The following is a 26,573-nucleotide window of genomic DNA, read 5'->3' as shown; positions in this document are numbered from 1 at the left end:
CTTCCGGCTTCACTTCTGGTTCCTTCGGTTCTTTCGGCTCTTCCGGCTTCACTTCTGGTTCCTTCGGTTCTTTCGGCTCTTCCGGCTTCACTTCTGGTTCCTTCGGTTCTTTCGGCTCTTCCGGCTTCACTTCTGGTTCCTTCGGTTCTTCTGGTATCTTAAAATCTTCTTTTGTTTTCGGTAAAATTGTAACTGTAGGCTCAAGTGGTGGTTTTATTTTATCGTCCACTACCGCTCTATTTGTTATCCCTTTACTTGGTGCTGCTTTTACCTTCACTTTAAAAATAATACTACGTTCTTTCGTATCTGTAATTTCTAGATACTTCGCTATTACTTTTCCAAATTCCATTTTTAACTCTACTGGATTTGGTTCAGCCCCTTCAAATCTAATGCTATCTTGCACATACTCTAAACCGGCTGGAATTTCATCTTCTACCTTTACCTCAGCTATTTTTCCATTTTCTACTGTATTTTCAAAGCTAATTCGATATTCGATTTCTTCTCCTAGCTTCGGTTCTTTATTACTTACTGTCTTCGCTGCTTTTAACTTACCATCTTTATATTCTGGCTTTATTGTCGCTGTCGGTTCCATAACTGGATGATTTGGATCATCTACTTGAATGATCGCTTTATTTGTTATTTCTCCTCCAACTTTTGCTGTTTCTTTTACCTTTACTTTAAAGATGACACTTCTTTCTTTCGTATCCATAATTTCTGGATACTTCGCTGTTACTTTTCCATTCTCGACTTTAAGTTCTGTTGGTACAGGCTTATCACCTACGGCCTCCAGACTATCTTTCACATACTCTAAACCAGACGGAATTTTATCTTCAATCTTTACATCAACTAACTTCCCGCCATCTACCGTGCCGTTAAAAGTAATTCGATATTCGATTTCTTCCCCTAGCTTTGGTTCATGATTGCTTACTTCTTTCCTTGCCTCTAGTTTCCCATCTTTATATTGCGGTGTAATTGGTATAAGTGGATCAACTGGTGGATTGGTTGGATTATTATCATCCACAACCGCCTTGTTTATAATTTCTTTTCCTACTTGTACCGTTTCTTTTACTTTCGCTTTAAAGATGATACTTCTTTTTTTCGTATCCGTAATTTCTGGATACTTTGCTGTTACTTTTCCATTCTCAACTTTAAGTTCTACTGGATTTGGTTCCGGCCCATCAGACTTTATACTATCCTGTACGTATTCTAAACCAGCTGGAATTTCGTCCTCTACTTTTACCTCAGTTAGTTTGCCGTTTTCTACCGTATTTTCAAAACTAATTCGATATTCTACTTCTTCTCCTAACTTCGGTTCATGGTTACTCACTGTCTTTTCAGCTTGTAATACACCCTCTTTATGTTGAGGCTGTATCGCGACATTCGGTTTCTCTGGTGGATTTATAGTATCTTCCACAACCGCCGTATTCACAATCGCTTCGCCAATTTTAGCCTTTTCTTTCACTTTCGCTTTAAAGACGATACTTCTTTCTTTCGTATCCGTAATTTCTGGATATTCTGCGAGTACTATGCCGTTTTTCACTTTTACATGCAACGGTTTTGGATTATCCCCCTCAGCTCTTTCGCTACCTTCTACAAACTCTAAACTGTTTGGTAATTCATCCTTAATTTTCACCTTCGCTAATTTTCCGTGCTCAACTACGTTACGGAACGTAATTCGATACTCTACTTCTTCTCCTAATTTTGGAGCTGGGTTATTTACTGTTTTCTCAGCTTTTATTTTTCCATTCTTATACTCCGGTGTAATAATCGCTTCTGGTTTTTGCGGAGGATTCTTCGGATTATCATCATCCACAACTGCCGTATTCACGAGTTTCTTACCGACTTTTGCTACTTCCGTTACTTTCACTTTAAAGATAATACTACGCTCAGCTGTATCAGTGATATTCTCATACTTCGCGATAATTTTCCCAGCTTCTTCTTTTAACTCTACTGGCGCTGGCTCATTACCTTCTGCTTTTAAACTATCCTTCACATACTCTAATCCATTTGGTAGTTGATCCTCAATTTTCACTTCTGCTAGTTTTCCATTTTCTACCGTATTTTTAAAACTAATTCGGTACTCTACTTCTTCTCCTAGCTTTGGATCTTTTTTACTTACCTTTTTATTAGCTTTAAATTTACCAGCTTTATGCTGCGGTGTAATATCTACTTCCGGTCGCTCTGGTGGATTTTTTGTATCATCAACAATTGCTTTATTTACAATTGCTTTGTCCACTTCAACGGAATCTTTCACCTTCACTTTAAAGATAATGCTTCTTTCTTTCATGTCAGTGATATTTTCATACTTCGCACTAACCTTACCAGCTTCTTCTTTCAACTCTACTGGGGCTGGCTTATCACCGTCTGCTTTTAGACTATCTTTCACATACTCTAAACCAGACGGAATTTCATCCTCAATTTTAACCTCTGCCAGTTTTCCATCTTTCACCGTATTATTAAATGAAATGCGGTATTCGATTTCTTCCCCTAGCTTCGGTTTATGATTATTCACCTTTTTATGAGCAGCAATTTTACCGTCTTTATGTTGCGGTGTAATTTTTGCGGTTGGTTCAATTATAGGATGGTTCGGATCATCCACATGAATAATCGCTTTATTTGTAATGTCCTTCCCTATTGTAACCGAGTCTTTCACCTTTACTTTAAAGACAATACTTCTTTCTTTTGTATCCGCAATTTCTAGATACTTTGCCATTACCTTGCCGTTTTCAAATTTCAATTCTACCGGACTAGGCTTAGATCCTTCTGCTTGTAAACTGTTCTCTACATACTCTAATCCAGCTGGAATTTCATCTTCTATCTTCACCTCTGCTAGCTTTCCATCTTTCACCGTATTATTAAAAATAATTCGATATTCGATTTCCTCACCTAACTTCGGTTCATGGTTACTTACTTCTTTTCTTGTCTCAATTTTCCCATCTTTATATTGTGGTGTAATCGGTACATAAGGCTCTTCTGGCAGATTCTTTGTATCATCTACAATTGCCTCATTTACGATTTCTTCTCCCACTTTTGCGCTTTCTTTTACCTTCGCTTTAAAGACAATGGTTCTTTCCTCTGTATCTGTAATAGCTGGATATTTTGCCATTATCTTATTATTTTTCACATGTAGCTCTGCTGGTTTCGGTTTAGACCCTTCTGCCGTGATACTGCCTTCCACATACTCTAAACCATTTGGTAATGCATCCTTTATATTTACCTCTGCTAGTTTTCCGTTTTCTACCGTATTTTTAAAACTAATTCGGTATTCTACTTCTTCTCCTAGTTTCGGTTTATGATTATTGGCCACTTTCTGCGCAGCAATTTTACCATCTTTATATTGCGGAGTAATTTCCACATAAGGCTCTTCTGGCTCATTTTTTGTATCTACTACGATTGCTTTATTAACAATCTCCTTGCCTATTTCTGCCTCTTCTTTTACTTTCACTTTAAAGATAATACTTCTTTCTTTTGTATCCGTAATTCCTAGATACTTTGCCATTACCTTACCGTTTTCAAATTTCAATTCTACCGGACTAGGTTTAGATCCTTCTGCTTGTAAACTGTTCTCTACATACTCTAATCCAGCTGGAATTTCATCTTCTACTTTAACCTCTACTAGTTTTCCGTTTTCTACCGTATTTTTAAAACTAATTCGGTATTCTATTTCTTCTCCTAATTTCGGTTTTTTATTGTTTACAAATTTCTCTGCTTTAAGCTTACCGTCTTTATATTCTGGCGTAATTGTTACTTCTGAAGTTGTTGGATCTTTTGTATCATCAACAACTACTTTATTGACAATACCTTCACCAACTTTAAATTCTTCTTTTACTTTCGCTTTAAAGACGATACTTCTTTCTTCTGTATCCGTAATTTCTGGATATTTTGCGATTACTTTTCCATCTTTCACTTTCAGTTCTACCGGATCTGGCTTAGAACCTTCTGCTTTTACACTATCTTTCACATACTCTAATCCATTTGGTAAATCGTCTTCTATTTTCACCTCTGCTAGCTTTCCGTTTTCTACCGTATTTTTAAAGCTAATTCGGTATTCCACTTCTTCTCCTAACTTCGGCGTTTCATTATTTACCGTTTTCTTCGCTTCCACTTTTCCGTCTTTATGCTGCGGAGTAATTTCTGCCGTCGGTGTTTCTGGCGGATTTTTCGTATCATCAATAATTGCTTTATTGACGATTTTTTTACCGACTTTCACTTCATCTTTTACTTTCACTTTAAAAGTGATACTTCTTTCTTCTATATCCGTAATCTCTGAATACTTCGCCATTACCTTACCATTTTCCACTTTCAATTCTACTGGATCTGGCTTAGAACCTTCTGCTTTTACACTATTTTCTACATACTCTAAACCTTCTGGTTACATACTCTAAACCTTCTGGTAAAGTATCTTCTATTTTCACCTCTGCTAGTTTTCCGTCTTCTACCGTATTTTTAAAGCTAATTCGGTATTCTACTTCTTCTCCTAACTTCGGCGTTTCATTATTTACCGTCTTCTTCGCTTTGATTTTTCCGTCTTTATGTTGTGGAATAATTTCTGCTGTCGGTGTTTCTGGCGGATTTTTCGTATCGCTCACAATCGCTTCATTAACAATTGAATCGCTCACTTTACCTTTTACTTTCACTTTAAAGGTAATACTTCTCTCTTTTGTATCTGTAATCTCAGGATACTTTGCCATTACCTTACCGTTTTCAAATTTCAATTCCACTGGATCTGGCTTAGAACCTTCTGCTTTTAAACTATCTTTCACATACTCTAATCCATTTGGTAAATCATCTTCTATTTTTACCTCTGTTAGCTTTCCATGTTCTACCGTATTTTTAAAGCTGATTCGGTATTCCACTTCTTCTCCTAACTTCGGCGTTTCATTATTTACCGTCTTTTTCGCTTCAAGTTTTCCATCTTGATACTGAGGAATAATTTCCGCTGTCGGATTAACTGGCTTGTTTTGCGAATCATCAATAGTTGCTTTATTAATGATTTTTTTACCGACTTTTACTTCTTCTTTTACTTTCACTTTAAAAATGATACTTCTTTCTTCTGTATCCATAATTTCTGGATATTTTGCTATTACCTTACCATTTTCAAATTTCAGCTCTACTGAATCTGTTCCGGCACCTTCTGCTTTCAAACTATTTTCTACATACTCTAAACCTTCTGGTAAAGTATCCTCTATTGTCACGTCTGTTAGCTTTCCGTTCTTTACCGTATTTTTCATACTAATTCGGTATTCTACTTCTTCTCCTAACTTAGGTGTTTCATTATTTACGCTTTTCTTCGCTTTAATTTTTCCATCTTTGTGTAATGGTGTAATTTTTGCTTCTGGTTCTTTCGGATGTTTCATATCATCAACAATTGCCTTATTGATGATTTCCTTACCCACTTCCGCTTCTTCCTTCACCTTTACCTTAAAGACAATACTTCTTTCTTTCGTATCCGTAATATTTTCGTATTCAGCAATAACTTTTCCATCTTTCACACTTAACTTTAATGGAGCTGGTTTATCACCTTCAGCCTTTTCACTGCCTTTTACATACTCTAAACCGTTAGGAATTGTATCCTCTATTATTACCTTTTCTAGTTTTCCGTTTTCTACCGTATTCTTAAAGCTAATTCGGTATTCTACTTCTTCTCCTAGTTTTGGTGATGGATTATCTACTGTCTTCTTCGAATCAATTATTCCATCCTTATGTTGCGGAGTAATTCTTTCCTCCGGCTCAATCGGTGGATTTTTCGTATCATCAACAATTGCTTTATTGACAATCTCTTTATCTACTCTTACTTCTTCCTTTACCTTTACTTTAAAGACGATACTTCTTTCTTTCATATCCATAATATCGATATACTTAGCTTTGACTATCCCATTTTCAACAGCTAATTCTACTGGTCCAGGTGCTTCTCCTTCAGCCTTGATGCTATTTTCTACATATTCAAGACCTTTTGGAATTGTATCTTCCACTCGCACCGTTTCTAGTTTTCCGTTCTCAACCGTATTATGAAAACTAATGCGGTACTCGATTTCTTCACCTAGCTTCGGTTTCTTATTATTAACTACCTTTGTAGCAGCAACTTCACCTTTTTTACTTTGCGGTGTAATAACAACCTTCGATTCAACAGGCTCATTTTTCGGATCTTTTGCAATTGCTTTATTTACAATTGCCTCCCCTACTTTTGCCGAATCTTTTACTTTCACTTTAAAGACAATACTTCTTTTTTCTGTATCCGTAATTTCTGGATACTTTGCCATTACTTTGCCGTCTTCCACTTTTAGTTCTACTGGCTCTGGTTTTATACCTTCTGCTTTCAAACTATCTTTCACATATTCAACACCTTTAGGTAGTGTATCTTCTACTAGCACCGTTTCTAGTTTTCCGTTTTCTACCGTATTATAAAATGTAATTCTGTATTCCACTTCTTCTCCTAGTTTTGGTGTTTGATTCGTTACGTTTTTTTCTACATCCACTTTACCGTATTTATAATCCGGCGTAATCTTTTCTTCTGGATGCTCAGACTGTCCATTTGGCTCACTCACAACCGCTTTATTAACGATCGTTTCTCCCGCTTTTGCCTCTTCTTTTACTTTCACTTTAAAGGCAATGCTTCGCTCTTTTGTATCCGTAATCTCTGGATATTTTGCGATTACCTTACCATTTTCTACTTTTAACTCTACTGGATTTGGTTCAGTACCTTCAGCTCTCTCACTGCCTTGAACAAATTCTAAGTTAACTGGAATTTCATCTTCTATTGTAACTGCATCTAGTTTTCCGTTTTCCACCGTATTTTTAAAGCTAATTTGATATTCAAATTCTTCTCCTAGCTTCGGCTTCTTATTTGTCGCTTTTTTCTTTGCGACAATTTTACCAGCCTTATGCTGTGGTGTAATCTTCTCTTCTAGATTCTTTGGTGGATTTGTTTTATCACTAACGGTTGCTTTATTAACAATTTCTTCACCAATTTTTGCAGTTTCTTTTACTTTTGTTTTAAAGACGATACTTCTTTCTTCCATACCCATAATTTCTGGATACTTTGCCATTACTTTGCCATTTTCAAACTTCAGCTCTACTGGCTCTGGTTTTGCACCTTCTGCTTTCAAACTATCTTTTACGTATTCAAGACTACTTGGTAATTCGTCTTCAATCGTCAATACATCTAGACGTCCATCTTTTACCGTATTTTTAAAGGTAATACGATACTCTACTTCATCACCTAACTTCGGTGTTTTATTAGATGCTATTTTTTTAGCTTCTATTTCTCCAGGGATCTCTTTTGGAGTCGTAACCGTAATATCTGCATCGTCCTCAGTTTCATACTTTATCTCGGCACTATCTTGTCCCTTTACAACAACGATATTTTTTACTGTTGTATCTGATTGTACAGAATGTTTCACTTTTACTTTGAATGTAATAACGGCACTTTCCCCCGGCTTTAAAACACCGCCGTCTTTAGCATTAGCACCTTCACCAACACGGAAATCAATTTGATTATTTACAAACTCCGCTTCATCATCGCTTGCATCATCTGTTTTATTTCCTTTATTACTTCCAGAAATATATTGTATAGATCCCGGAACATACTCTAAACGATCATCTAATTTATCAAAACCTTTTACATTCGATACCGGCGCTTGATTATTTTTCGTATCATTTTTCACTTCAATTTGATACGTAAACTCTTCACCGGCTTTAATTTCCTTAACTTCTTTACCGGTACTATCTAATGCCTTTTTATCAACTTGTAAGTTTGGAGCATTATGTTCTGTAACAAATGTGGCGTTATTTAATACGTAAATATCACCAGTACCACCATATGCTCTAAAACGCATTTTCCCTTCTTTCAAACCATTCTTTACTTGAGTCGGTCCTTCAAGATGATACGTATGAATGTCAGTACTGAATGAATTTGTCCAAGCTGGTTTATATCCTGGATATTTTTTTGTAACAAACTCGTTAGTGCCATCTACTTGTACTTCTGTCATAGATGAGTCATTAACATCATTATCTTTACCTTTAATATTTTTAAACTTTTGATACCCTAACCCAAAATCATATTCTCCATAATCATAGGCATATCCATCATTATCAGCTGGATCACCTTGCGATGAAAAATAACTAAATTTTGCTTTAAAAGCACCTTCTTTTGGTGTGTTTATTTTATTAACACTAATATCCGTCCAAGCTGTACTTTTTTGAGAAACTAACCCTTCCCAAATTTTCATATCTTTTACTGTTTCTTTATAGTTTTCATAAACTAATATGAGGTTCCAGTTACCCCAGTAATAGCCGCCACCTGTTACATCTTTAATTTGTGGCACATTCGCAACTGTCAACGTTTGAGAAATACCTTGCTGTGCAATTACATTTGTTACATCTGCATACGCAACATATCCTGCACCACTACCTGAGTAATTAGAAATATAGGGTAGATAATCAGCTTTTCGTATGCTATCAGCACGTACCTCTGCATATTCTTTATTTCCCATTTTCATTTTGACTGGTTGTCGTACATCATTATCACTAACTCTTTGATTAACATTTGTACTAGTTACATTTCCCATTGCAGCTGTCCAAAACAAATACGCCTTTTTCACTTTACTTCCAGCAGGAATGTTAGGAAATGCACCTGTTGACGAATTAAAAGTACTATCATCGTTATCAACGTCCACAGTCATTTTATTCGTTTTATAACCCATACTTTGTCTGCCATAATGATCAGTTGTCAAACCAAGGGTCACATTACCAGTCTGTACTAAATTACCAGGAGCAATTGTAGAATACAGCGGGTCTCCAAATCCTTGTTTATCTCCTGTTTGGATTTGAACCTTCGAAGCATTTTCTGATGCAGCTTGTACTTCTGCATCCTTCTGCTTTATTGTTAGAGGTGATTGCTTTTCCTCTTTTTCTAGTTGCTTTTCAGCTTCAGGTTGTTTTACCTTCTCTATTTCTGTTTTTTGTGTAGATATATTTTTATCTTCTACAGATACTTTTAATTTTCCATCCACTTCTTTAGTTTTTGAATCAGTTGTTGATCCGATAGCTTTCTTACTACTGTCAGCCTCATCATCGGTATTAGCTTCTAACTTCTCTTCAGAAGGAAGCCCTTCAACATCTACAGACATGTTTCCTATTTGTAGTTGATCCTTTTGCACACTAATTTTTTGCTTATACTCTTTATTAAAATGTTGCGCACGACGAGCTTTTATTAATACATTCATTTTTTCATGTGATTTTAAATCTTGAATTTTAAGATTAGAAGAAAGAACCTTTCCTCCATTATCTTTTTCCTCTACATAGAAATCCGCTACCTTATTTTCAAGTAACTTCTCTCCGTTTACTTTCACAGATTGCGAAAGAAACTCAATTCCATTGTCATTATTTTGATTAATTACTAATTCTCGGATTGGTGTATCTCCCGTATTTTCAATCTTATATTGAAATACGTGCTCCCTCTCCGCTACTTCTCCCTTATACATTTCAGCATTCACTTGCTCTGCCTTAATTTTCACATCATTTCCTTGTAACTCATCCCAGCTTTTTTTATTTATCTCTGTAGCAAAAGCACTGGGCGAAGGCAATATGATGGATAGAAGAAGTGTGATCATTGTTACGACATTAAAACACTTCAATACTTGTTTCATATTTTCTACCTTTCTCCTTTCTATATACTTGCTATCCGTCTACTTAATTTCAGTAATCCTTTCATTTAGTAGCCGAATACATAGCAATATATATCCACTCGCAACAATCCGACCTACGAAAATGTATCGTTGAAATCCCAATGTCAACAATATAAATCTCATAGAATATTACTATTTTAATTTATCAAAAATAGCATATATATCGGACACTTATACAAACCTTTACCATATTTTTAATATAGTAAAAACACCGTGCTGTATAGGTTTATATAACAGTTAAAGGATACTTAAAAATTTTAACATACTCATTATCCTATTTATACATACAATAGAAATTTTACCATTTTTTAGTTATTTTCAGTTTGTTTTTTATGATTGAAATTTTCTAAAAATCACAACCGTTACATGTAAAAATATGTTATATTAAACGAGAACAAATGTTCTTATTTAAAAGGAGGAATTTTTTATGCTACACGAACCCATTATCGTAAAAAAAGAAGCTTTCCACGCAATCGGCGTTTCGGTTACAACGACTAATGAAAAAGAGGCATCTACTGAAGGAAACATTCCACAACTTTGGAACCGATACTTTCAAGAACAAATGATGCATCACATCCCAAATCAACAAACGAAAGAAACATTTGCTTTCTATTCCAACTACGAGTCAGATGAAACTGGTACATATACATTTACAATCGGTATGCCAGTTTCTTCACTAAAAGACGTTCCTGAAAATATGACAACTTTAACAATACCTACCGCTACATATGCGGTATTTACAACAAGAAAGGGACCAGTTGCTGAAGTCGTTTGTGAAGCTTGGGAATATATTTGGCAATGGTCGAAAGAAAATAAACGTGCCTTCACAACAGACTTTGAGCTTTACGACGAAAGAGCATTAGACCCAAATCAGGCACAACTGGATATTTATATTGCGTTAGCCTAAAAAAAGATGCCCATTCGGCATCTTTTTTTGTCGTTAAATAGCTACTGGGCAAATCCATTATTATTGTCTACAATGAGAAAGTGCAGTATAGAAATATTAGAAACTGTATAAAGTGAAACTATACTCAGCTGTGGGTATCTCCCATTGAGTATTAGCCCTTACCAATTGGGCGTTTACTGGTTTTTTAGTTTAAATTTGTCACATAGAAAGGAAGCAATATGGAGGAACTACAACAAAATAAAACTGCTTTAGAAGGAAGCGGAAAACCGTTATTAAAAAATACGAATTTCCTTTTTCTTTGGGCAGCTACTCTTTTTTCAAGCTTTGCTTTAGCCTTTTTTACTTTTTCACAAACGTGGTACATAGCAAAAACATTAAACCTTGAAGCTTCACTCGGTGTTGTTTTCGTAGCCCTTAGTGTTCCAAGGCTTATTTTTATGATTGTCGGCGGCGCTGTAGCTGATAAATTCCCGAAAAAAAACATTATGTTTTACTCCAATATCATTCGAGCGATTCTTGTCGCAACCATTCTCACATGGTTCATTGTCGGTGATGTAACGCTATATACATTTGCTTTATTCGCTTTATTCTTTGGACTTGCTGATGCTTTCTTCTGGTCAGCAGATGGATCTATCTTACCGGAATTGGTAGAAAAAAGCCGGTTAACACAAGCGAATTCACTTACACAAATGACGAACCAAGCATCGGTCATCTTAGGCCCTGTACTTGGCGGAATTCTCATTAAATTTACGAATTATGAGACAATATTTTCCATTACGATTTTATTACTGATTGTCGCGGCCATACTCGTTCAAAAAATACAATTTACGATGCCAGAACAAAAAGATACAGATAAAGGTATGTTCACTTCCATTAAAGAAGGAATCTTATATGTAAAGGAATCGCCATTCCTTTCAACTTTCCTTATTTGTAGCGCTTTTTTAAACTTATTTTTAATCGGCCCGATGCAAGTTGGTTTCCCGCTTTTTGTTAAAAATGTGCTGCATGGTGATTCGCTCCAGTTTAGTTACTTAGAAGCATCTGTAGGCGGCGGAATGGCAATCGGTGCTGTCATTGTCGGTTTAAGAAATATTAATCGTAGACGCGGTCTATTTTGTATTATCATGATGCTATTGTCTGGTGTCTTCTTCTTAGCCATCAACTTTAGTACCGTACTTTGGCAAGCACTATTAGCCGGCATGTTTTACGGTATTACAATCGCAATGGCTATCGTTCCGCTTATGGCGATGATTCAATCGACAGTAAAAGAAGAAATGATGGGACGCGTAATGAGTTTACTTATGCTATCATCAATGGGCTTTATCCCGCTCTCTTATGCATTCACATCCATTGCACTTGCAATAGGAATTCCAATCGTAACCGTTATGAAAAGTGGTGCAATAGCTGTTATTGTCTTCGTACTATTTGTAGCGATTCGTGTTCCAGTTGTAAGGAAGTTCGATTAGCTAATTAGAGTCATGTATTATACACATGGCTCTTTTTTGAATGGATCAAATAGTGTTATTCCCTTACTTCTCCTTAATGCTGCTCCCCATTCTAATCCAACCTCTAAAAATAGATCCCGCACTGTACTATATAAAAGAGCCTTCACATTTTTACGGATTTCTCCGTATTTATAAGCTCTCACAACACTCTTTACTCGCCAAATGAAATTTCCGTACACTTCTTCATCAGCTAATATTTGCTCCAGTAAAACACCTTGTTCTAGTAACCCGCTCTTTTTATATGCAAGCTCGACCTTACTCCAAAATATATTAATTTTCTTCGGATTACTCGTCATCGGCACCAGTGCGTATATAAAAGGCTTCGGTATATCATGACGGCAATACGTCTCATCAAGCTCGTACGTTCCTTTTCTTTTCTCTTTTATTTGTGGAATGTTTTTAGAAAGAATTGTTTCCCCAGCGCTTTTTTGCTCATTTTTACTACAGCCAGTTGCATTATCCTCACTTTTACAAGCGGACATTTTCATACGGTCATCCATGCGGTCAATCGCAGATATAAGAAATACATATAGGTTCGCACTATACCCGCCGCGCTTATGTCTCTCTTTTGTTGCAACACGCTTTATAATTCCTAGTTCCTCTAACTTTGCAATTGACCGGCGTACTGTACGAATACTCTTTCCAACATTCGTCGCAATCGTCTCCATTAATGGACAAGCGACCCCTACTGTTTTTTGTTTCTCATTTACCGCATATTTTCCTAAAAAATGAATGATGGTAGCATCCGTTTTATTTAATTGAAATCGATAATATTTCAAAACTTGCTTTTGATATGTATTAAACTCTTCTTTACTTCGAAATTCACTGTATGGTTTCATTAAGTTATATAAACTTCCCATTTTTATCACCTCACTTATAAATAAGAGGCAGGAAGAGAAATTGGCGTGACATTAAATATTTTTTATTGGAGATGAAAATATGATCGTAATTAGCGCTTGTTTAGGTGGGATTGCTTGCCGGTATGATGGAAATGACAATCTCTTTTCAAAAATAGAGGAGCTTCTGCAACAAGAAGATACAGTCCTCATTTGTCCTGAAGTATTAGGGGGATTACCAACACCTCGTCCCTCAGCCGAAATTATTGGCGGGAATGGCGATGACGTTTTAGACGGAAAAGCAAAGGTAATGACAAAAGATGGTGAAGATGTCACAGCAGCTTTCGTAAACGGTGCTTATAAAGCATTAGAACAAATCAAAAATTTACACCCAGAATATATTATTTTAAAAGAACGCAGTCCATCTTGTGGTAGTTCTACGATTTATACTGGAGAATTTAACGGTAATAAGCAAACTGGTTTCGGAGTGACAACTGCTTTATTTAAAAGACACGGATTTACAGTCATTTCAGAAGAAGAATTTGAAAACAAAAAAAGGAATTGACCCTGTTCGTCAATTCCTTTTTATCTGTCTTATTTCACACTTAGTTTTTCTTTCACTTTCGCTGGAAGCTCGTCTTTTTTCACTTCTTCCCAAGCTGTTACACCTTTTTTATCTGAGTGGTATACGCGTAAGAATGCATCTTTACGTAAGTTTTTTTGAGCTGTGAATTCTAATTCTTTCTCTTTACCATCTTTATCAAAGCCAGTCAGCTTATATTCGTAATCTTTATACGGCTCACCGTTATCAGCTTTACCATTATATTCTTTTCCATCTACTGTAATTTGAACGTAATACTCGTCTTTACCCATACGATTTAAATCACAGCCAACTAATAGGCTTGCAAATACAACTAAAATACTAAAAAGTGCAATATATCTTTTCATTTCCTTCACCTCATGTGTTTTTTCTTATATTCTTATCTTAAAGCCTAAACTTTAAAGAAGAAATTCAAAAACATGACATGAACATTACACTTTTGTAAGATAATAATTATTTCTTCACTTTAGAAATTGTCATTCCATTAAGCTTCTGTATAACGTTTTTGTTTCGCACGCTCATCAGCTACACTACCGCCAATAACGTCTTTCACGCCAATTTCGCCACTTATCACGTAATTTCCTTATACCGTTTATTACGCCTTCTATTATGCCCTCAATTATAATCTCTATTACAAAATATCTTATTAAACTAATAATAGGTTTAATCACGTATCTCCCTATAAATTCAAGAATATCCTCCATCATATTTTCCTCCTTCTTTCAAAAGGAAGCTGCTACTCCTCCGCGTCCTTTTACGTCCAGTTACAATTGCTGCCCTACTGCGGTATATATCAACAAAAATAATACGACAACAACATCCACAATAACGCTATTGAATTTGGAAGAACCTTCGGTAAATACTAATATGTAGTTAACATGGCTAAGAGAATTATTTTTTCACCTATATTCGGAGATGCTCCCAAAAACTTTATAAAATCAAAGACAACTTTACTACAATTCTTCCCGTAACTAATTTATTATCGTGGTAAACCGTTTTCCACTACATCCGTAACAGTTCCATTCGGTTCAAAGATTACACGTAATGATCCTTCTCCACCATAACCAGTATAGTCATATACTGAATATGATTTATATTTCTCAATCACATGTGGCTGTCCAATTGCAGCTTTTACTTGATTCGCGGCCATACCTTTTTTGATTTTCAAATAGTGATTGTAACTTACTGCTACCGAATTGTTATTTACATCTTTATACCACGGTACACGATCGTTTTTTTCTTCATATTCCTTTACAGGCTCTTCACTACGTTTCGTAAATACCTGATTCTCTTTATCTGTATCTGTATCTTTATCTTTATTCTTTATAGCAGTACGTTCAATATTTACAACATAACCATATGTATTTAATTCAACCATAATTTCATATGTACCATCCGTATCTTTTTCAGTATAAAATACGCGTTTTTCATGGTTATTATAATGTTTTATGTTCTCACCACCATAGTCAATCGTATTAAGAATATCCGTATACGTCATACCTTCCTCAATCTTTTGAGATTCATCATGAGAAATATAACGCTTTTGTGATGATGGTGCATCCTCATTTTTAATACTTTCACGTTTGCTCGTAGTCATAGGTGTTTTCTTCTGATCTTTTAGTACTTCACCTTCCGCCTTCGCTGGTTGCTTTGCTCCTACTTTTGTTAATACGTCTGTATCGCTAGAACAAGCTCCCAAAATCGATACTGTAATCAACGCCATCCCTACTATAAGTACTTTCTTAAATGACTTCACTCTAATCCCCCCGGTATTTTTAATATCTAGTAATCAACGTATTTTAATTAATACGGAACTATTCAGTTCTATACAATTGGCTATAACCTTCTCCCTTATGCACCTTTTTTGTATAAAGTGAAACTTTAATCAGTGGGGGGGGTCTTCATCCTCACTGATTATTAGTTGAACCAATCGTGCTGCATAAATCTACCTATTAGTAATAACCGATGCATTTACAACTATTTCGAACATAATTCCCAATCATCTTCGTTACAAATATTAACATTAAATATAACTAATAAATAGTATATTTTTGCTAATTATTTACATTTTGTCTACATAATCTTATCTTAAAACGAATAATATGAATCTCGAATTCACAGTATAAATTATATATACTATATATAATAACATTTAAATTAAAATCTAAAGTAACTTTACATGCATTTTCTGTTTTAACACAAAAAGAAAAGACCTTTCTAACGATTTTATTCTATCGCTAAAAAGGTCTTTCTCTATTTCTGCTAAAAACTTAGCACTCTTCTGGCTTACCAGCATTCGATGCTGTACGGAAAGATGATCCACATCCGCATGATGCGATTGCGTTTGGATTGTCGATTGTGAATCCACCGCCAAGCATAGATTGTTTATAGTCAATTTTTACTCCTTTAACAATTGGAGCACTTTCTGTATCGATAACAAATTCAACACCGAAAAACTCAAGAACTGTGTCGTCTTCTTTTGGTTCTACTTCAAATCCTAAGCCGTAAGAAAGACCGCTACATCCGCCGCCGTGGACAGCAAGGCGCACGTACTTCTCTCCATCTTCAGCATCTTTTAACATATCTTTAATTTGAAAAGCTGCTTGTTCTGTTACTTCAATCATGAAATACACCTTCCTTTCTGTTCTTAGTCCATTATACATCTTTACGCTTCTATCTTGTACTCATACACTCCGCGACAAATTACTTCCGCAGGTCCTTTCATCAACACGCTTCCCTCTTCAGTCCACGCAATCATTAAATCGCCGCCAGCTAAATGAACTGTAATTTCCTTACCACGTTCCATCTTTCCATTCAAAATAGCAGCTACAACTGCAGCACACGCCCCTGTTCCGCAAGCTTGCGTTACACCAGATCCACGTTCCCAAACGCGGAAGTTCATCTCTTCATCATTCAAAATTTCGATAAACTCAACATTTACTCGCTCTGGAAACATTTCATGTGTCTCAAGGACGGGTCCAAGTGTTGTAAGAGGTGCTTTTTCTACATCATCAACAAAAATAATCGCATGCGGATTTCCCATTGAAACAGCTGTAAATGCATAACGATGATTATTATATAAGAAGTTTTCACGAATAAATGGTGTTTCATCTTCACCAAGCATCGGTATTTCTGCACGTGTTAGACGCGGTGCCCCCATATCGATTTTCGCTAATGTAACTTTCCCTTCTTCTACTGTTACTTCCGCCGTTACAATGCCAGCTAACGTTTCAATTGTGAAAACTGTTTCTTCTACTAGTTTATGCTCATACGCATATTTCGCTACGCAGCGTAAACCGTTACCACAGCTCTTTCCTTCAGAACCATCATTATTAAACATACGCATTTTCACCGGAGCTACGTCTGAAGGGCAAATTAAAATCATCCCATCTGCTCCAATACCAGTATTAATATTTGAAACCTTTTCCGCCACAAGGGCTAAATCTTCTTCAGAAATTTGCTCTTCAAACATATTTACATATATATAACTATTGCCAAGACCATGCATTTTTGTAAAAGAAAATTGGCTCATTTATATTCACTCCAAAAATAATTTGTTATGTTAAGTATAAAATGCATGCTTTTAGAACACAATATGAATGTCCCCCGTTTCTCATATTTGACAACGTTTGGCGATGAGCCACTCTTACACAATTTGTGTAAGAAAAAAGCCCTTCTAAAAAGGGCCTTTTTTTATTTATCCCACTATTTTCGATTGGGGAAGGCTAATAATCAGTATTAGCCTTCCCCACGAAATAAAGTTTTATCTAATGAAAAAGGTGCTGCTGATTCGCAACACCTTAAAACATTGGATTTTCATCCAAATACTCATATACATTATTAACAAGCTCTTCTACTGTTGCACCTTGTACAACTTCACCATTTACAAGTGCAAACGGTCCCTCAAAACAAATACCACAATATCCTAAACAACCATACTCCATTACATCTAAATTCGGATCTTTTTCTAATTTTTCTAGAGCTGCTTGCGAACCACTTGCAAGGTTACCTACACAAAATTCAATTAATGGTTTAATCAAAATTCTCCCCCCTGTACTACAAAACAAATTACCTTCTGACTTTATCTATAAGAAGAAAACTAAGCTGTTTCTTGTTGTTTTCGTTACACAGTCTAAACTATTTAGTTACTTCATTACTTCACTTCAAAGTAGATGACTTCTTCTATATAACATGCTACTTCTAATGAAATAGTAACTACAAAGGAAAAACAGTTTACTTTACTTTTCTTCTTATTGTACAACAGAGTATTCATTCATGCATTGTTATTTGTTCACAAATTCGATATAATTTGATTGAGTAAAGTCAAAATATTTTATTAATATAAAATTTTATGATTAGGGGATATTTCAACAGAAAAGGGGTAATCCATCATGAAACACCTCGTAATACTAGGTGGCGGCTACGGTGGAATGAGAATTCTGCAAAGGCTACTTCCAAGCAACCAACTTCCAGATGATGTACAAGTGACATTAATCGACAAAGTACCATACCATTGCTTCAAAACTGAATATTATGCATTAGTTGCGGGTACTATTTCAGAAACGCATATTCGTATACCGTTTCCTGAACACCCACGCCTCAATATTCAATACGGCACAGTAACAAATATTGACCTCGAAGAAAAAGCTGTTCATCTCGATGGCGGCGAAGCGATCCAATATGATGATTTAATTATCGGACTTGGCTGTGAAGATAAATATCATAACGTTCCTGGGGCTAGGGAATATACACATAGTCTACAATCAATTGAACAAACACGTAAGACATATGAACAATTAAATAGTCTAGAACCAAATGCAACAGTAGCTGTCGTTGGTGCTGGCTTAAGTGGTGTTGAAGTAGCAAGTGAACTTCGGGAAAGCCGTTCTGATTTAAAAATCTACTTATTTGATCGAAAAGATAGAATTTTATTCCCATATCCAGAGAAATTAAGTAGATACGTAGAAGAATGGTTTGTAAAGCATAAAGTTAACATTATACGAAACTCTAACATTACAAAAGTAGAACCAAATATTGTGTACAACCACGATGAACCACTTGAATGTGATGCAATCGTCTGGACAGCTGGTATTCAAGCGAATGAAGTTGTTCGAAACCTTCCAGTTGAACAAGATGGTAGCGGACGGGTTGTCTTAACTAAATATCATAATATTCCAAATAACGATCATGTTTACGTTGTAGGAGATTGCGCAGCACTTCCACATGCACCATCTGCCCAACTTGCTGAAGGTCAAGGAGAACAAATTGTCCAAATATTATTAAAACGTTGGAATAATGAAGCACTTCCTGACGAACTACCTGTAATTAAATTAAAAGGTGTTCTCGGTTCTCTCGGTAAGAAGCACGGCTTTGGTTTACTAGCAAACCAACCATTAATGGGACGTGTACCGAGATTATTAAAATCTGGTCTTCTTTGGATGTACAAATATCATAAAGGTTAATACTTTACAGGCTGTCTACTAAGTAGGCAGCCTCTTTTATGAGTTAACATATAATTATCAGACACATCTTTTTCAATATGTATAATGATTTATTTTTCATTTTCATATTAAAAACTATTGATAAAAAGTGTATGCTATTTGTAAGTTGTCTTATTATTTCCTTTAAGACCGAATTCATTCGGTCTTATTTTTTATGTGATAAATACTTTTGTAGGAGGCATTACATTCAACTTATGAACTTATCGAAACTAAACAATCGAATAGAAGCGAAAAAGAAAGAGTTAATCTATCTCGTTGAACAATACGGATTCACTCATGATAAAGTGATTTCTTTCAGCCAAGAATTAGATCGTTTACTTAACTTATTAATAAAACTCAAGATGAAGAAAAAACGTTGTTCGTTATAACCATTTCCCCCTCTTTTTTGATACGATATAACTAGAATCAGAAAGGAGCGATTTATGTTTATATTAAAAGACGTTATATATAAAGATATACTACACATTCCTTATTTACGGATTCAAAAAGAAAAGATTACTTGCATTATCGGTGAAAGCGGAAGCGGAAAAAGTACATTGCTTCGGATGTTAAACGATTTACAATCTCCAACATCCGGTACAATTGAATATAACGGAAAGTTAATTTCTAATTATCCACCTATTCAATTACGTCGTGACGTAGTTATGCTTGGGCAAACTCCACCTATTTTTGATGGAACCGTTAAAGACAACCTATTAATGGGACTTCGTCTTTCTGAAAAACCATTTCCAAATGATGATGCCCTGCGGAGTGCACTAAAAACCATTAGTTTAGACAAGCAATTAGAAGATAGCGCTTCCTCATTATCCGGCGGTGAAAAACAAAGGCTTGCCTTTGCTCGTATTGTACTTATGGATCCACCTGTCTATTTATTAGATGAACCTACTTCAGCATTAGACAGTGATACAGAACGACGCGTAATGAAACAATTTACTGAACTAGCACGAAAAAAGAAAAAAACAGTTATCTTCATCACACACTCGCAACAACTTCCAGAAGAAATTGCAGACGACATTATTGAAATTAGTAAGGCAAACGGTGCAACTAGAAAGGAAGTGCTCTCTGTTGAAGGGCGTTATTGAACTCCAAATTTGGCAACTTGCGGCTGCCTATATTTTCATTCTTATTTTAATCGGGATTGTGAAATTAAAAGGGATACCTCGCGAAAAACAAATCGCGCTCGCAACATTCCGTATGACCATCCAACTCGTACTTGTTGCATATGTCCTTACATACGTATTTGAAAATAGTAATCCATTTTATACAATTGCTCTCATTACTTCTATTACTACCTTTGCAATTTTTAATATTTATAAACGAGTTAGCATCCCAATGTCTAAAGAATTAAAACGAGTAGCCGCCCTTTCCATGGTCGCCGGATCAATTGGGCCACTTCTACTATTTATCTTTGTTATTATCGGTCATGACCCTTGGTATGCTCCGCAATATATCGTCCCTATTACAGGAATGTTAGTTGGGAATGCCATGACTGGTGTTTCTCTCGGTGCAAATACGTTCTTAAACAATATGAAATCGCAAAGAGGTCAAATTGAAGGTGCACTTATGCTGGGCGCAACACCGAAAGAAGCTGCTGCTCCGCTCATACGCGACGCTTTTGACTCTGCCATTTTACCTACAATCAATTCTATGGTCGGAATGGGGATTATAAGCCTACCAGGCATGATGACAGGACAAATCTTATCTGGTGTATCACCGTTCACAGCTATTCAATATCAAATTGCCATCATACTCGGTATTTCTGGAAGTACTGCCTTTGCTGTCATTATCTTTTTACAGCTTGGATATAAAACGTTCTTTAATAAGCGATGTCAGTTGAAAGAGGTTGACTATAGTGCGCGGTAAATGATACTTCTTGCTCGGTAAATCATGCTCTGTTCATCGTAAATGAAATCATATCGACTTACCGAAAAAAAATGACAATAAAAAAGAGGAGGCTACCCGCCTCCTCTTTTTTATTACGCCTTCTTAACGAATTGTGATTTTAACTTCATAGCTCCGAAACCGTCGATTTTGCAATCAATATCGTGATCGCCATCAACTAGACGGATACTCTTTACTTTCGTACCGATCTTCACAACTGAAGAAGTTCCTTTTACTTTTAAATCTTTAATAACAGTAACAGCATCGCCGTCTTGAAGAACGTTTCCGTTCGCATCTTTTACAACTTTTGCACCATCATTATTTTCAGCTTCTGCTTCTTGGCCCCACTCATGAGCACACTCAGGACATACGAAAAGAACGCCATCCTCATACGTATATTCTGAATTACATTTTGGACAATTTGGTAAAGTAGCCATAAATTCATTTCCTCCGTTCATTATTTATACGTAAAAATCAAAATTGATGTTTACATCTCGATAAATAAAATTTGTATAGCATTTCTTTATAGTGCCATAGTCTCACGTTATTGACAAGCCTACCTCAAATTCTCATTTTTTATTGTATTTTACAAAATTTCAATTTGTATGGTGTTTCCAATAAAAAAAGAAGAACCTTCACAAGGTCCTTCTTTCCAAAATGAACGAGTTTCGCTCTAGAAACTCCAACTATTTTCTTCAATATAAAATTGATACTCTTCTAACTCTTCTTCACTTAACTTCTTATTATTCTCGTATACCTCTTGCCACTCGAAATAATCTTCATCGAAATAAACAGCAAATTTTATTTTCACGTTTTTCTTCTCTGTATAATCATAACCAGTAAACTCTACTACGTCATACTCTTTTTCTTTCTTCACAAACTTCCAAGTTGGGTTATCTGTCATAATTTCTAAAGTAACCCCTTCATCACTTGAACGAACAACGTTTTTAATATTCGGCTCAGTTGGTAAAAAGGACAGCCCGAACGCAGCTAAACCAAACACAATCCCGACTATAATCTGTAAACCAATCATACCAGCTACACTAACGCCGCCCTTTGATTGTAAGAAATACGCCTTCTCATGATCAGACGCATCTTCTCCCTTACGAAAAACACGAACAGCATGCTTATAATATAAACGGTTTCCTTGCCATCCAGTAAATATCATCATTCCTAATTGAAGAGCTAAACTAAATGTTACATAAATCCCATCTGGAATATCTATAAAAGGGGGTATAACTATACTAGGTATAGCCAATAACGCAAATATAATAAATAACTTATACATTTTACGATAAGCTAACCAAAAGGTTGGGAAGAAAAAGGCTACCCAATTCCATGTATTCCCTTGCGCAGGATTTTCTACTTTACCCCACTTAAAATCATAATAAGCTGTATTTTTTTGAACAACTTTATGTAATTCTTGCTGAGAAATTGTTTCTTGTAAAACAGTGTCCTTCACGTACATCATCCTTTTCTTATTTCTATATACATTTATTGTATATGTACAAAATGAAGGAATCTAACAAAAAGTACACATATTTTATAAAAATGAACGGAAATCGAATATATTCCGACAATTATTCATTAATTATTTCATTTTCCTTTTAAATATATTAAAATACTTATGAATGATATGTTTAATACACTAAGTTAAACTTTATATATATTTAATACTAAAAATGTTTCACATGAAACTATCCATATTTCGTATTATTTTGCTATCATTTTCGATTTGCTGCAAACATCAGTCCTATATAAAAAACTAATAGAAGAAGCAATATAACTTCACATTGCATTTCTACTAGTCATTTATCCCATTTTTATATCCTCTCCTACAACTCCCAAGTAATATTCATTTCTTCAAATGAGTCCTTACATACTTCCAGTCCTCCGTCATCATCCGTTCCAATCATCGCTACTTCTTCTTTAGACAACATAATTTCCTCATTTGGATTTTTGATTTTTCTCTCATACACGAGTTGTAAAAGCTCTATTTGCTCTTCTGTCAGCTCATATTCTTCTTCTAATCTTTCCATTGCTGAGTGCAGATTAAGTAGCGGGATTTCTAATAAGGATCCGCCATGCTCTTCTATCTCTTCAAATGAATCAATTGAATATGCACCGCTCTCCTCAATCCAAAATGCTGCTGTAATGAAAGGCACTGTTTCGCCTTCTAATTCTTCTAATACGTATTGAAGAGCTTCTTCTTTCGCAATGTCTATTACTTCCGAAGGTGCCCCTTCAAAATAATTTGCCGCATCAATCCACTCATCAATTCTTTCACTATTCACATCTTGAAGACATACGATCGTATAATCCGGATGAAACGTAATTGTTCCTCTTCCGCCTTGACTATCTTGCATACTATAGTTACATCCATCCCATGAATTCTCATGTGAGAAATCAGGAGCATGTGCTGCAAAAATTGCATCTGCAATCGACTTTAAGATGCAACCTTTCCATAGTTGTTCTTTACTTATATGTAATTTATATTTACTCATCAACTTCCCCCATACACATATTTTTTCTATTATCTTTCCTCTACATAATACTTGTAAAGCCTTTTCTACCTAATACCAAATACGAAAGACGCCCTTTTCAAAAGGCGTCTTTTTACAGTTGAAAATTTACTAATATAAAAAATGCGTTATTTAATAAATGAATCCCCCATGGGACGAGTAAATTATTTGTTTTCTTATACGTATAAGCTAAGCATATACCGCCACCCAAAATATATAAAACGCTCCCTACTGTAAGGGGATGCCCTAAAGTAAATATAGAAGCACTTATAACGGCACTACTAAGTATAGAGAAGCGCTGAGATAATTTCGTGAAAAATATCCCACGAAATAAAAGTTCTTCCCAAATCGGTGCAAAAATCGTGAGTACAACTACGTATAAAATGATTTCATTTTTAGTAGGCTCTATTACTATATTAGGTTCATCCACACGAAGCCCATGTGGTAAAACTAAATTTAATATTGCAAGATATATAAGCAGTACGATCATCGTCATTACTATCGTTACATAATGTTTAAAATTATTGAACTGTATTGATTTTACTAACTGTACACAGTGATTTCTTGCTGGTGAATATATATAAATAATAGTAAGAAATGTTAAAGGCGGAATAAGATGATCTACATACCATGGATATAAGGAAGAGTCATATATAATGTTTAAAAAACCAATTCCATACATTACTCCAAAAATAATTATTATCATGCTAATTACTTCGCGCATACTCATTACTACATTCTTTTTTTCATATGTAGCTAATTCTGTATTCATCTTATCCCCTCCAGTATAATTAAACCTTTTAAACCATTATATACCATTTCCAACACAAAAACCGACGATACAATTTACTGTATCATCGGTTTTTTCCCTACCATTTCTCTTTACATGTTTCAATTAAATGCAGTAAGTACCTCTTCGTCATATCTGCCCTTCTCCACCTTGAGAGCATTCGCTTTTCTTTTGGATTGTGTCGTATTCGCTCTACTTCTTTTAATAAAAGCTCCCATTCTTCCGATGAACGTTCTGACAAGTATTGCAATCCTCTATCTTTTGAAACGATTGTTTTATGATCTAGTGTATATAAAATACGTCCCATCGTAACGACAGCTGATTCTACCCACTCTTCTATAAAAAATAAATATGGCTTCTTCGCCTTTTCACTCCAGTACTGTTCTACGTTATATTTCATCGTATTTACTACATCACTCCATTGTATTTGCAGCGGAAGATCTTCTGCTTCTTTTCCGGTAACTGTAATGCCTTGATTTTTCAACGTCCACCATGTGACCGCATTAATGTCCCAATGACCAACATTAGCTTTACCATCTGCACAATACACATACTCGTTTATTTCATCATTGTATTTCCCTAAATCAGCAAGCGGAATATACATACCGTCCATTCTTTTACCTAGCGTATTATCACTAAGTTTCTCATGTAGTTCCACAAGCTGCTGTTTTTCAGCTTCATTCACGGAATCATTTATCACTGTAACAAAATCAACATCGCTCGTTTCCTTATGAAATGCGCCTAGTGCGATGGACCCGTAAATATATACGCCGACTATTTTTTCATCTAAAAAAATTTCTTTTAATTCTACTGTGTACTGCTCCATTAACTGTCGTACTTCCGTTGGTAACGCATGCTTCACTCCATTTTTCACATCTATCCCTCCAATAAAAAAGAGCCTTTGCAAATTCGCAAAGGCTTCCTGCTTTATAAATATTTCTCGATTTCTTCGTAAACATCCTTCAAACGAGGATTTCCTTCTCCAACAATTTCTCCATTTACAAGAACGACCGGATAAAATAGATCTTCCTCCACTACGCGCTCAGCGAATGCTCTCTTATCTTCATCTTCTTGTTCTTCTTGAAAATCAATATACTCGAAATTAAATTTATTTTCTTGTCCTTCATATTTACGACCAATCGCCGCTTGTAACCACTCAAACGTTTCTGTTGAAGATGGCATTCCAACGCAGCTCGCACAAATTACTTTCGTCCCATACACTTGCACATTAACCATTTCTTCTCCCCCACTTCTTGTTTCAACAGTATATTCAGATGTCTTATTACATAAGCACATCATTTTACAAACTTATTCCATACCCCTATACTGAAAAAACACGTTGTAAACATGATAAAAAATTTCAACATTAAAACAAGAACAGAAAAAATAGATTTTCCCCTCTATCTTGATTATAATAAAACTGATGAAAGGAGTCGATAAAAATGGAAAACCCACATATGCAAGAACAAGTACTAGAAGTATTAGATAAATTACGTCCATTCTTACTTCGCGATGGCGGAGACGTTGAATTAGTAGACATTGAAGAAGGTATCGTAAAATTACGCCTTATGGGTGCATGCGGAAGCTGCCCAAGTTCTACAATCACACTAAAAGCTGGTATCGAACGCGCATTACTTGAAGAAGTACCAGGCGTTATTGAAGTAGAACAAGTATTTTAATTAAAAGCAGAAGCGGCTCGTTCAGAACAGGAGGTCATTGGAGCTCCTGACGAAGAGGCGCTTTTTGCCTCGCAGGAAGGTGCGAAATGGCCGACTGTTTTAGCCGCTGGAGCTGGATAACTAAAAGCAGAAGCGGCTCGTTCAAAATGTGAGGAGGATGGAGCTTCTGACATAGAGGCGCTTTTGGCCTCGGCGGAAGAAGCGAAGCCACCGAACATTTTAGCCGCTGGAGCTGGATAACTAAAAGCGGAAGCGGCTCGTTCAGAATCGCCTTCTAAAAGGAGACCAAATTTGGTCTCCTTTTTTTATTCAAATTACATTTATCCGTTAACATCATAAAACAAAATTGGAAATCCTTCTCAAAAAATGCGATAATTAATAATATAGAATCGTTCACACATATATAGAAAAAAACATAGGGGGACGACACATGCCAAGAATGGGGAACACTTTTTTAACAATTCAAGAACTAGAAAAGAAAAAAGAGTATTTATTAGACCTTTCATCTGTTATACCAACATGGAATGCGAGCTACCAATTTTTATTTAAAGAAATCCAGCAAGAATTATTGGATAAAGTAAATGAAAAGCTCGAAAAGCATCAATTCGTTTTAAATATATGTACAGATCAGCAGGTAGGGGCATAATGTATTACATAAAATTGTG

21 protein-coding genes and 3 pseudogenes are annotated in these 26,573 nt (G+C 35.6%); 9 read left to right on the top strand and 15 right to left on the bottom strand.

Going from position 1 to position 26,573, the window contains the following annotated elements; all coding sequences use genetic code 11:
• Positions 1-9,647 (bottom strand): annotated as a pseudogene (locus ACTFRH_RS21130) (isopeptide-forming domain-containing fimbrial protein); the annotation flags it as partial.
• 466 nt (positions 9,648-10,113) lie between these two features.
• Here ACTFRH_RS21130 and ACTFRH_RS21125 point away from each other — a divergent pair.
• The gene (locus ACTFRH_RS21125; protein ID WP_000902161.1) at positions 10,114-10,593 is read left to right on the top strand and encodes a GyrI-like domain-containing protein; all 480 of its coding nucleotides are present in this window, start codon (positions 10,114-10,116) and stop codon (positions 10,591-10,593) included.
• Positions 10,594-10,811: 218 nt separating this feature from the next.
• The gene (locus ACTFRH_RS21120) at positions 10,812-12,059 is read left to right on the top strand and encodes an MFS transporter (RefSeq protein WP_000391945.1); all 1,248 of its coding nucleotides are present in this window, start codon (positions 10,812-10,814) and stop codon (positions 12,057-12,059) included.
• A 17-nt stretch (positions 12,060-12,076) separates the two neighbouring features.
• On the opposite strand, the gene ACTFRH_RS21115 is transcribed toward ACTFRH_RS21120, so the two are convergent.
• Entirely contained in the window at positions 12,077-12,958 is an 882-nt protein-coding gene (locus tag ACTFRH_RS21115; RefSeq protein ID WP_000535277.1) for a helix-turn-helix domain-containing protein, read from the bottom strand.
• 79 nt (positions 12,959-13,037) lie between these two features.
• Here ACTFRH_RS21115 and ACTFRH_RS21110 point away from each other — a divergent pair, with 79 nt between their 5' ends.
• On the top strand, positions 13,038-13,499 hold the full coding sequence (locus tag ACTFRH_RS21110; RefSeq protein WP_000635464.1) for a DUF523 domain-containing protein: 462 nt from the start codon (positions 13,038-13,040) through the stop codon (positions 13,497-13,499).
• Between the two features lie 29 nt (positions 13,500-13,528).
• On the opposite strand, the gene ACTFRH_RS21105 is transcribed toward ACTFRH_RS21110, so the two are convergent.
• The 7 genes and pseudogenes from ACTFRH_RS21105 to ACTFRH_RS21075 form a co-directional block, all read right to left on the bottom strand.
• On the bottom strand, positions 13,529-13,882 hold the full coding sequence (locus ACTFRH_RS21105; RefSeq protein ID WP_000833153.1) for a YxeA family protein: 354 nt from the start codon (positions 13,880-13,882) through the stop codon (positions 13,529-13,531).
• Positions 13,883-14,025: 143 nt separating this feature from the next.
• Positions 14,026-14,094: pseudogene (locus ACTFRH_RS21100) on the bottom strand (methyltransferase); the annotation flags it as partial.
• Between the two features lie 128 nt (positions 14,095-14,222).
• Positions 14,223-14,415: pseudogene (locus ACTFRH_RS21095) on the bottom strand (hypothetical protein).
• A gap of 99 nt (positions 14,416-14,514) precedes the next feature.
• Entirely contained in the window at positions 14,515-15,291 is a 777-nt protein-coding gene (locus ACTFRH_RS21090) for a hypothetical protein (protein WP_000834574.1), read from the bottom strand.
• A gap of 514 nt (positions 15,292-15,805) precedes the next feature.
• Positions 15,806-16,159, bottom strand: a complete 354-nt coding sequence (locus ACTFRH_RS21085; RefSeq protein WP_000573825.1) for a HesB/IscA family protein — start codon at positions 16,157-16,159, stop codon at positions 15,806-15,808.
• A gap of 41 nt (positions 16,160-16,200) precedes the next feature.
• Positions 16,201-17,067 carry a diaminopimelate epimerase gene (gene dapF / locus ACTFRH_RS21080; RefSeq protein WP_000077413.1) on the bottom strand — a complete coding sequence of 289 codons (867 nt, stop codon included), beginning with the start codon at positions 17,065-17,067 and terminating at the stop codon, positions 16,201-16,203.
• A 268-nt stretch (positions 17,068-17,335) separates the two neighbouring features.
• Positions 17,336-17,575: a YuzB family protein gene (locus tag ACTFRH_RS21075; protein WP_000595026.1), complete on the bottom strand. Its 240-nt coding sequence runs from the start codon at positions 17,573-17,575 to the stop codon at positions 17,336-17,338.
• Between the two features lie 351 nt (positions 17,576-17,926).
• On the opposite strand from ACTFRH_RS21075, the gene ACTFRH_RS21070 reads away from it, so the two are divergent.
• The 4 genes from ACTFRH_RS21070 to ACTFRH_RS21055 all read left to right on the top strand — a co-directional run bounded on the left by ACTFRH_RS21070 (position 17,927) and on the right by ACTFRH_RS21055 (position 20,899).
• The gene (locus tag ACTFRH_RS21070) at positions 17,927-18,997 is read left to right on the top strand and encodes an NAD(P)/FAD-dependent oxidoreductase (RefSeq protein WP_000682076.1); all 1,071 of its coding nucleotides are present in this window, start codon (positions 17,927-17,929) and stop codon (positions 18,995-18,997) included.
• Between the two features lie 233 nt (positions 18,998-19,230).
• Positions 19,231-19,404 carry an aspartyl-phosphate phosphatase Spo0E family protein gene (locus ACTFRH_RS21065; RefSeq protein ID WP_001054086.1) on the top strand — a complete coding sequence of 58 codons (174 nt, stop codon included), beginning with the start codon at positions 19,231-19,233 and terminating at the stop codon, positions 19,402-19,404.
• Between the two features lie 54 nt (positions 19,405-19,458).
• Positions 19,459-20,118, top strand: a complete 660-nt coding sequence (locus tag ACTFRH_RS21060) for an ABC transporter ATP-binding protein (protein WP_000470269.1) — start codon at positions 19,459-19,461, stop codon at positions 20,116-20,118.
• Positions 20,102-20,899, top strand: coding sequence for an ABC transporter permease (locus tag ACTFRH_RS21055; protein ID WP_000679238.1), 798 nt, complete (start codon positions 20,102-20,104; stop codon positions 20,897-20,899). Before ACTFRH_RS21060 ends, ACTFRH_RS21055 begins: the two co-directional genes overlap by 17 nt.
• A gap of 113 nt (positions 20,900-21,012) precedes the next feature.
• Here ACTFRH_RS21055 and phnA read toward each other — a convergent pair whose 3' ends face one another.
• From phnA to ACTFRH_RS21025, 6 genes are all read right to left on the bottom strand, one after another.
• Entirely contained in the window at positions 21,013-21,354 is a 342-nt protein-coding gene (gene phnA / locus ACTFRH_RS21050) for an alkylphosphonate utilization operon protein PhnA (RefSeq protein ID WP_000212737.1), read from the bottom strand.
• A 236-nt stretch (positions 21,355-21,590) separates the two neighbouring features.
• Positions 21,591-22,388 (bottom strand): DUF2628 domain-containing protein, encoded by a 798-nt coding sequence (locus ACTFRH_RS21045; RefSeq protein ID WP_003303348.1) that lies wholly within the window; start codon positions 22,386-22,388, stop codon positions 21,591-21,593.
• 364 nt (positions 22,389-22,752) lie between these two features.
• A complete protein-coding gene (locus tag ACTFRH_RS21040; RefSeq protein ID WP_000049715.1) occupies positions 22,753-23,421 on the bottom strand; it encodes a hypothetical protein in 669 nt (222 codons plus the stop codon).
• 112 nt (positions 23,422-23,533) lie between these two features.
• Entirely contained in the window at positions 23,534-24,211 is a 678-nt protein-coding gene (locus ACTFRH_RS21035) for a CPBP family intramembrane glutamic endopeptidase (protein WP_001091023.1), read from the bottom strand.
• A 97-nt stretch (positions 24,212-24,308) separates the two neighbouring features.
• On the bottom strand, positions 24,309-25,103 hold the full coding sequence (locus ACTFRH_RS21030; RefSeq protein WP_000788490.1) for a nucleotidyltransferase domain-containing protein: 795 nt from the start codon (positions 25,101-25,103) through the stop codon (positions 24,309-24,311).
• Positions 25,104-25,156: 53 nt separating this feature from the next.
• Complete coding sequence (locus ACTFRH_RS21025) at positions 25,157-25,465, bottom strand: YuzD family protein (RefSeq protein WP_000248593.1); 309 nt, start codon at positions 25,463-25,465, stop codon at positions 25,157-25,159.
• Positions 25,466-25,671: 206 nt separating this feature from the next.
• Here ACTFRH_RS21025 and ACTFRH_RS21020 point away from each other — a divergent pair, with 206 nt between their 5' ends.
• Positions 25,672-25,908 carry a NifU family protein gene (locus ACTFRH_RS21020; RefSeq protein WP_000431159.1) on the top strand — a complete coding sequence of 79 codons (237 nt, stop codon included), beginning with the start codon at positions 25,672-25,674 and terminating at the stop codon, positions 25,906-25,908.
• A gap of 430 nt (positions 25,909-26,338) precedes the next feature.
• Complete coding sequence (locus tag ACTFRH_RS21015; RefSeq protein ID WP_001137786.1) at positions 26,339-26,554, top strand: hypothetical protein; 216 nt, start codon at positions 26,339-26,341, stop codon at positions 26,552-26,554.
• The last annotated feature ends 19 nt before the right edge of the window (positions 26,555-26,573 follow it).

Source organism: Bacillus cereus group sp. MYBK216-1, assembly GCF_051916495.1.
Classification (GTDB): Bacteria; Bacillota; Bacilli; order Bacillales; family Bacillaceae_G; genus Bacillus_A; species Bacillus_A thuringiensis_K.
This window is presented reverse-complemented; position numbering and strand designations above follow the sequence as displayed.

What these genes read in the sequence shown, in the direction of transcription:
- ACTFRH_RS21125 (WP_000902161.1), top strand. Translation starts at nt 10,114, where the DNA reads ATGCTACACGAACCCATTATCGTAAAAAAAGAAGCTTTCCACGCAATC.
- ACTFRH_RS21120 (WP_000391945.1), top strand. Translation starts at nt 10,812, where the DNA reads ATGGAGGAACTACAACAAAATAAAACTGCTTTAGAAGGAAGCGGAAAA.
- ACTFRH_RS21115 (WP_000535277.1), bottom strand. Translation starts at nt 12,958, where the DNA reads ATGGGAAGTTTATATAACTTAATGAAACCATACAGTGAATTTCGAAGT.
- ACTFRH_RS21110 (WP_000635464.1), top strand. Translation starts at nt 13,038, where the DNA reads ATGATCGTAATTAGCGCTTGTTTAGGTGGGATTGCTTGCCGGTATGAT.
- ACTFRH_RS21105 (WP_000833153.1), bottom strand. Translation starts at nt 13,882, where the DNA reads ATGAAAAGATATATTGCACTTTTTAGTATTTTAGTTGTATTTGCAAGC.
- ACTFRH_RS21085 (WP_000573825.1), bottom strand. Translation starts at nt 16,159, where the DNA reads ATGATTGAAGTAACAGAACAAGCAGCTTTTCAAATTAAAGATATGTTA.
- dapF (WP_000077413.1), bottom strand. Translation starts at nt 17,067, where the DNA reads ATGAGCCAATTTTCTTTTACAAAAATGCATGGTCTTGGCAATAGTTAT.
- ACTFRH_RS21070 (WP_000682076.1), top strand. Translation starts at nt 17,927, where the DNA reads ATGAAACACCTCGTAATACTAGGTGGCGGCTACGGTGGAATGAGAATT.
- ACTFRH_RS21065 (WP_001054086.1), top strand. Translation starts at nt 19,231, where the DNA reads ATGAACTTATCGAAACTAAACAATCGAATAGAAGCGAAAAAGAAAGAG.
- ACTFRH_RS21060 (WP_000470269.1), top strand. Translation starts at nt 19,459, where the DNA reads ATGTTTATATTAAAAGACGTTATATATAAAGATATACTACACATTCCT.
- phnA (WP_000212737.1), bottom strand. Translation starts at nt 21,354, where the DNA reads ATGGCTACTTTACCAAATTGTCCAAAATGTAATTCAGAATATACGTAT.
- ACTFRH_RS21045 (WP_003303348.1), bottom strand. Translation starts at nt 22,388, where the DNA reads ATGATGTACGTGAAGGACACTGTTTTACAAGAAACAATTTCTCAGCAA.
- ACTFRH_RS21040 (WP_000049715.1), bottom strand. Translation starts at nt 23,421, where the DNA reads ATGAGTAAATATAAATTACATATAAGTAAAGAACAACTATGGAAAGGT.
- ACTFRH_RS21035 (WP_001091023.1), bottom strand. Translation starts at nt 24,211, where the DNA reads ATGAATACAGAATTAGCTACATATGAAAAAAAGAATGTAGTAATGAGT.
- ACTFRH_RS21025 (WP_000248593.1), bottom strand. Translation starts at nt 25,465, where the DNA reads ATGGTTAATGTGCAAGTGTATGGGACGAAAGTAATTTGTGCGAGCTGC.
- ACTFRH_RS21020 (WP_000431159.1), top strand. Translation starts at nt 25,672, where the DNA reads ATGGAAAACCCACATATGCAAGAACAAGTACTAGAAGTATTAGATAAA.
- ACTFRH_RS21015 (WP_001137786.1), top strand. Translation starts at nt 26,339, where the DNA reads ATGCCAAGAATGGGGAACACTTTTTTAACAATTCAAGAACTAGAAAAG.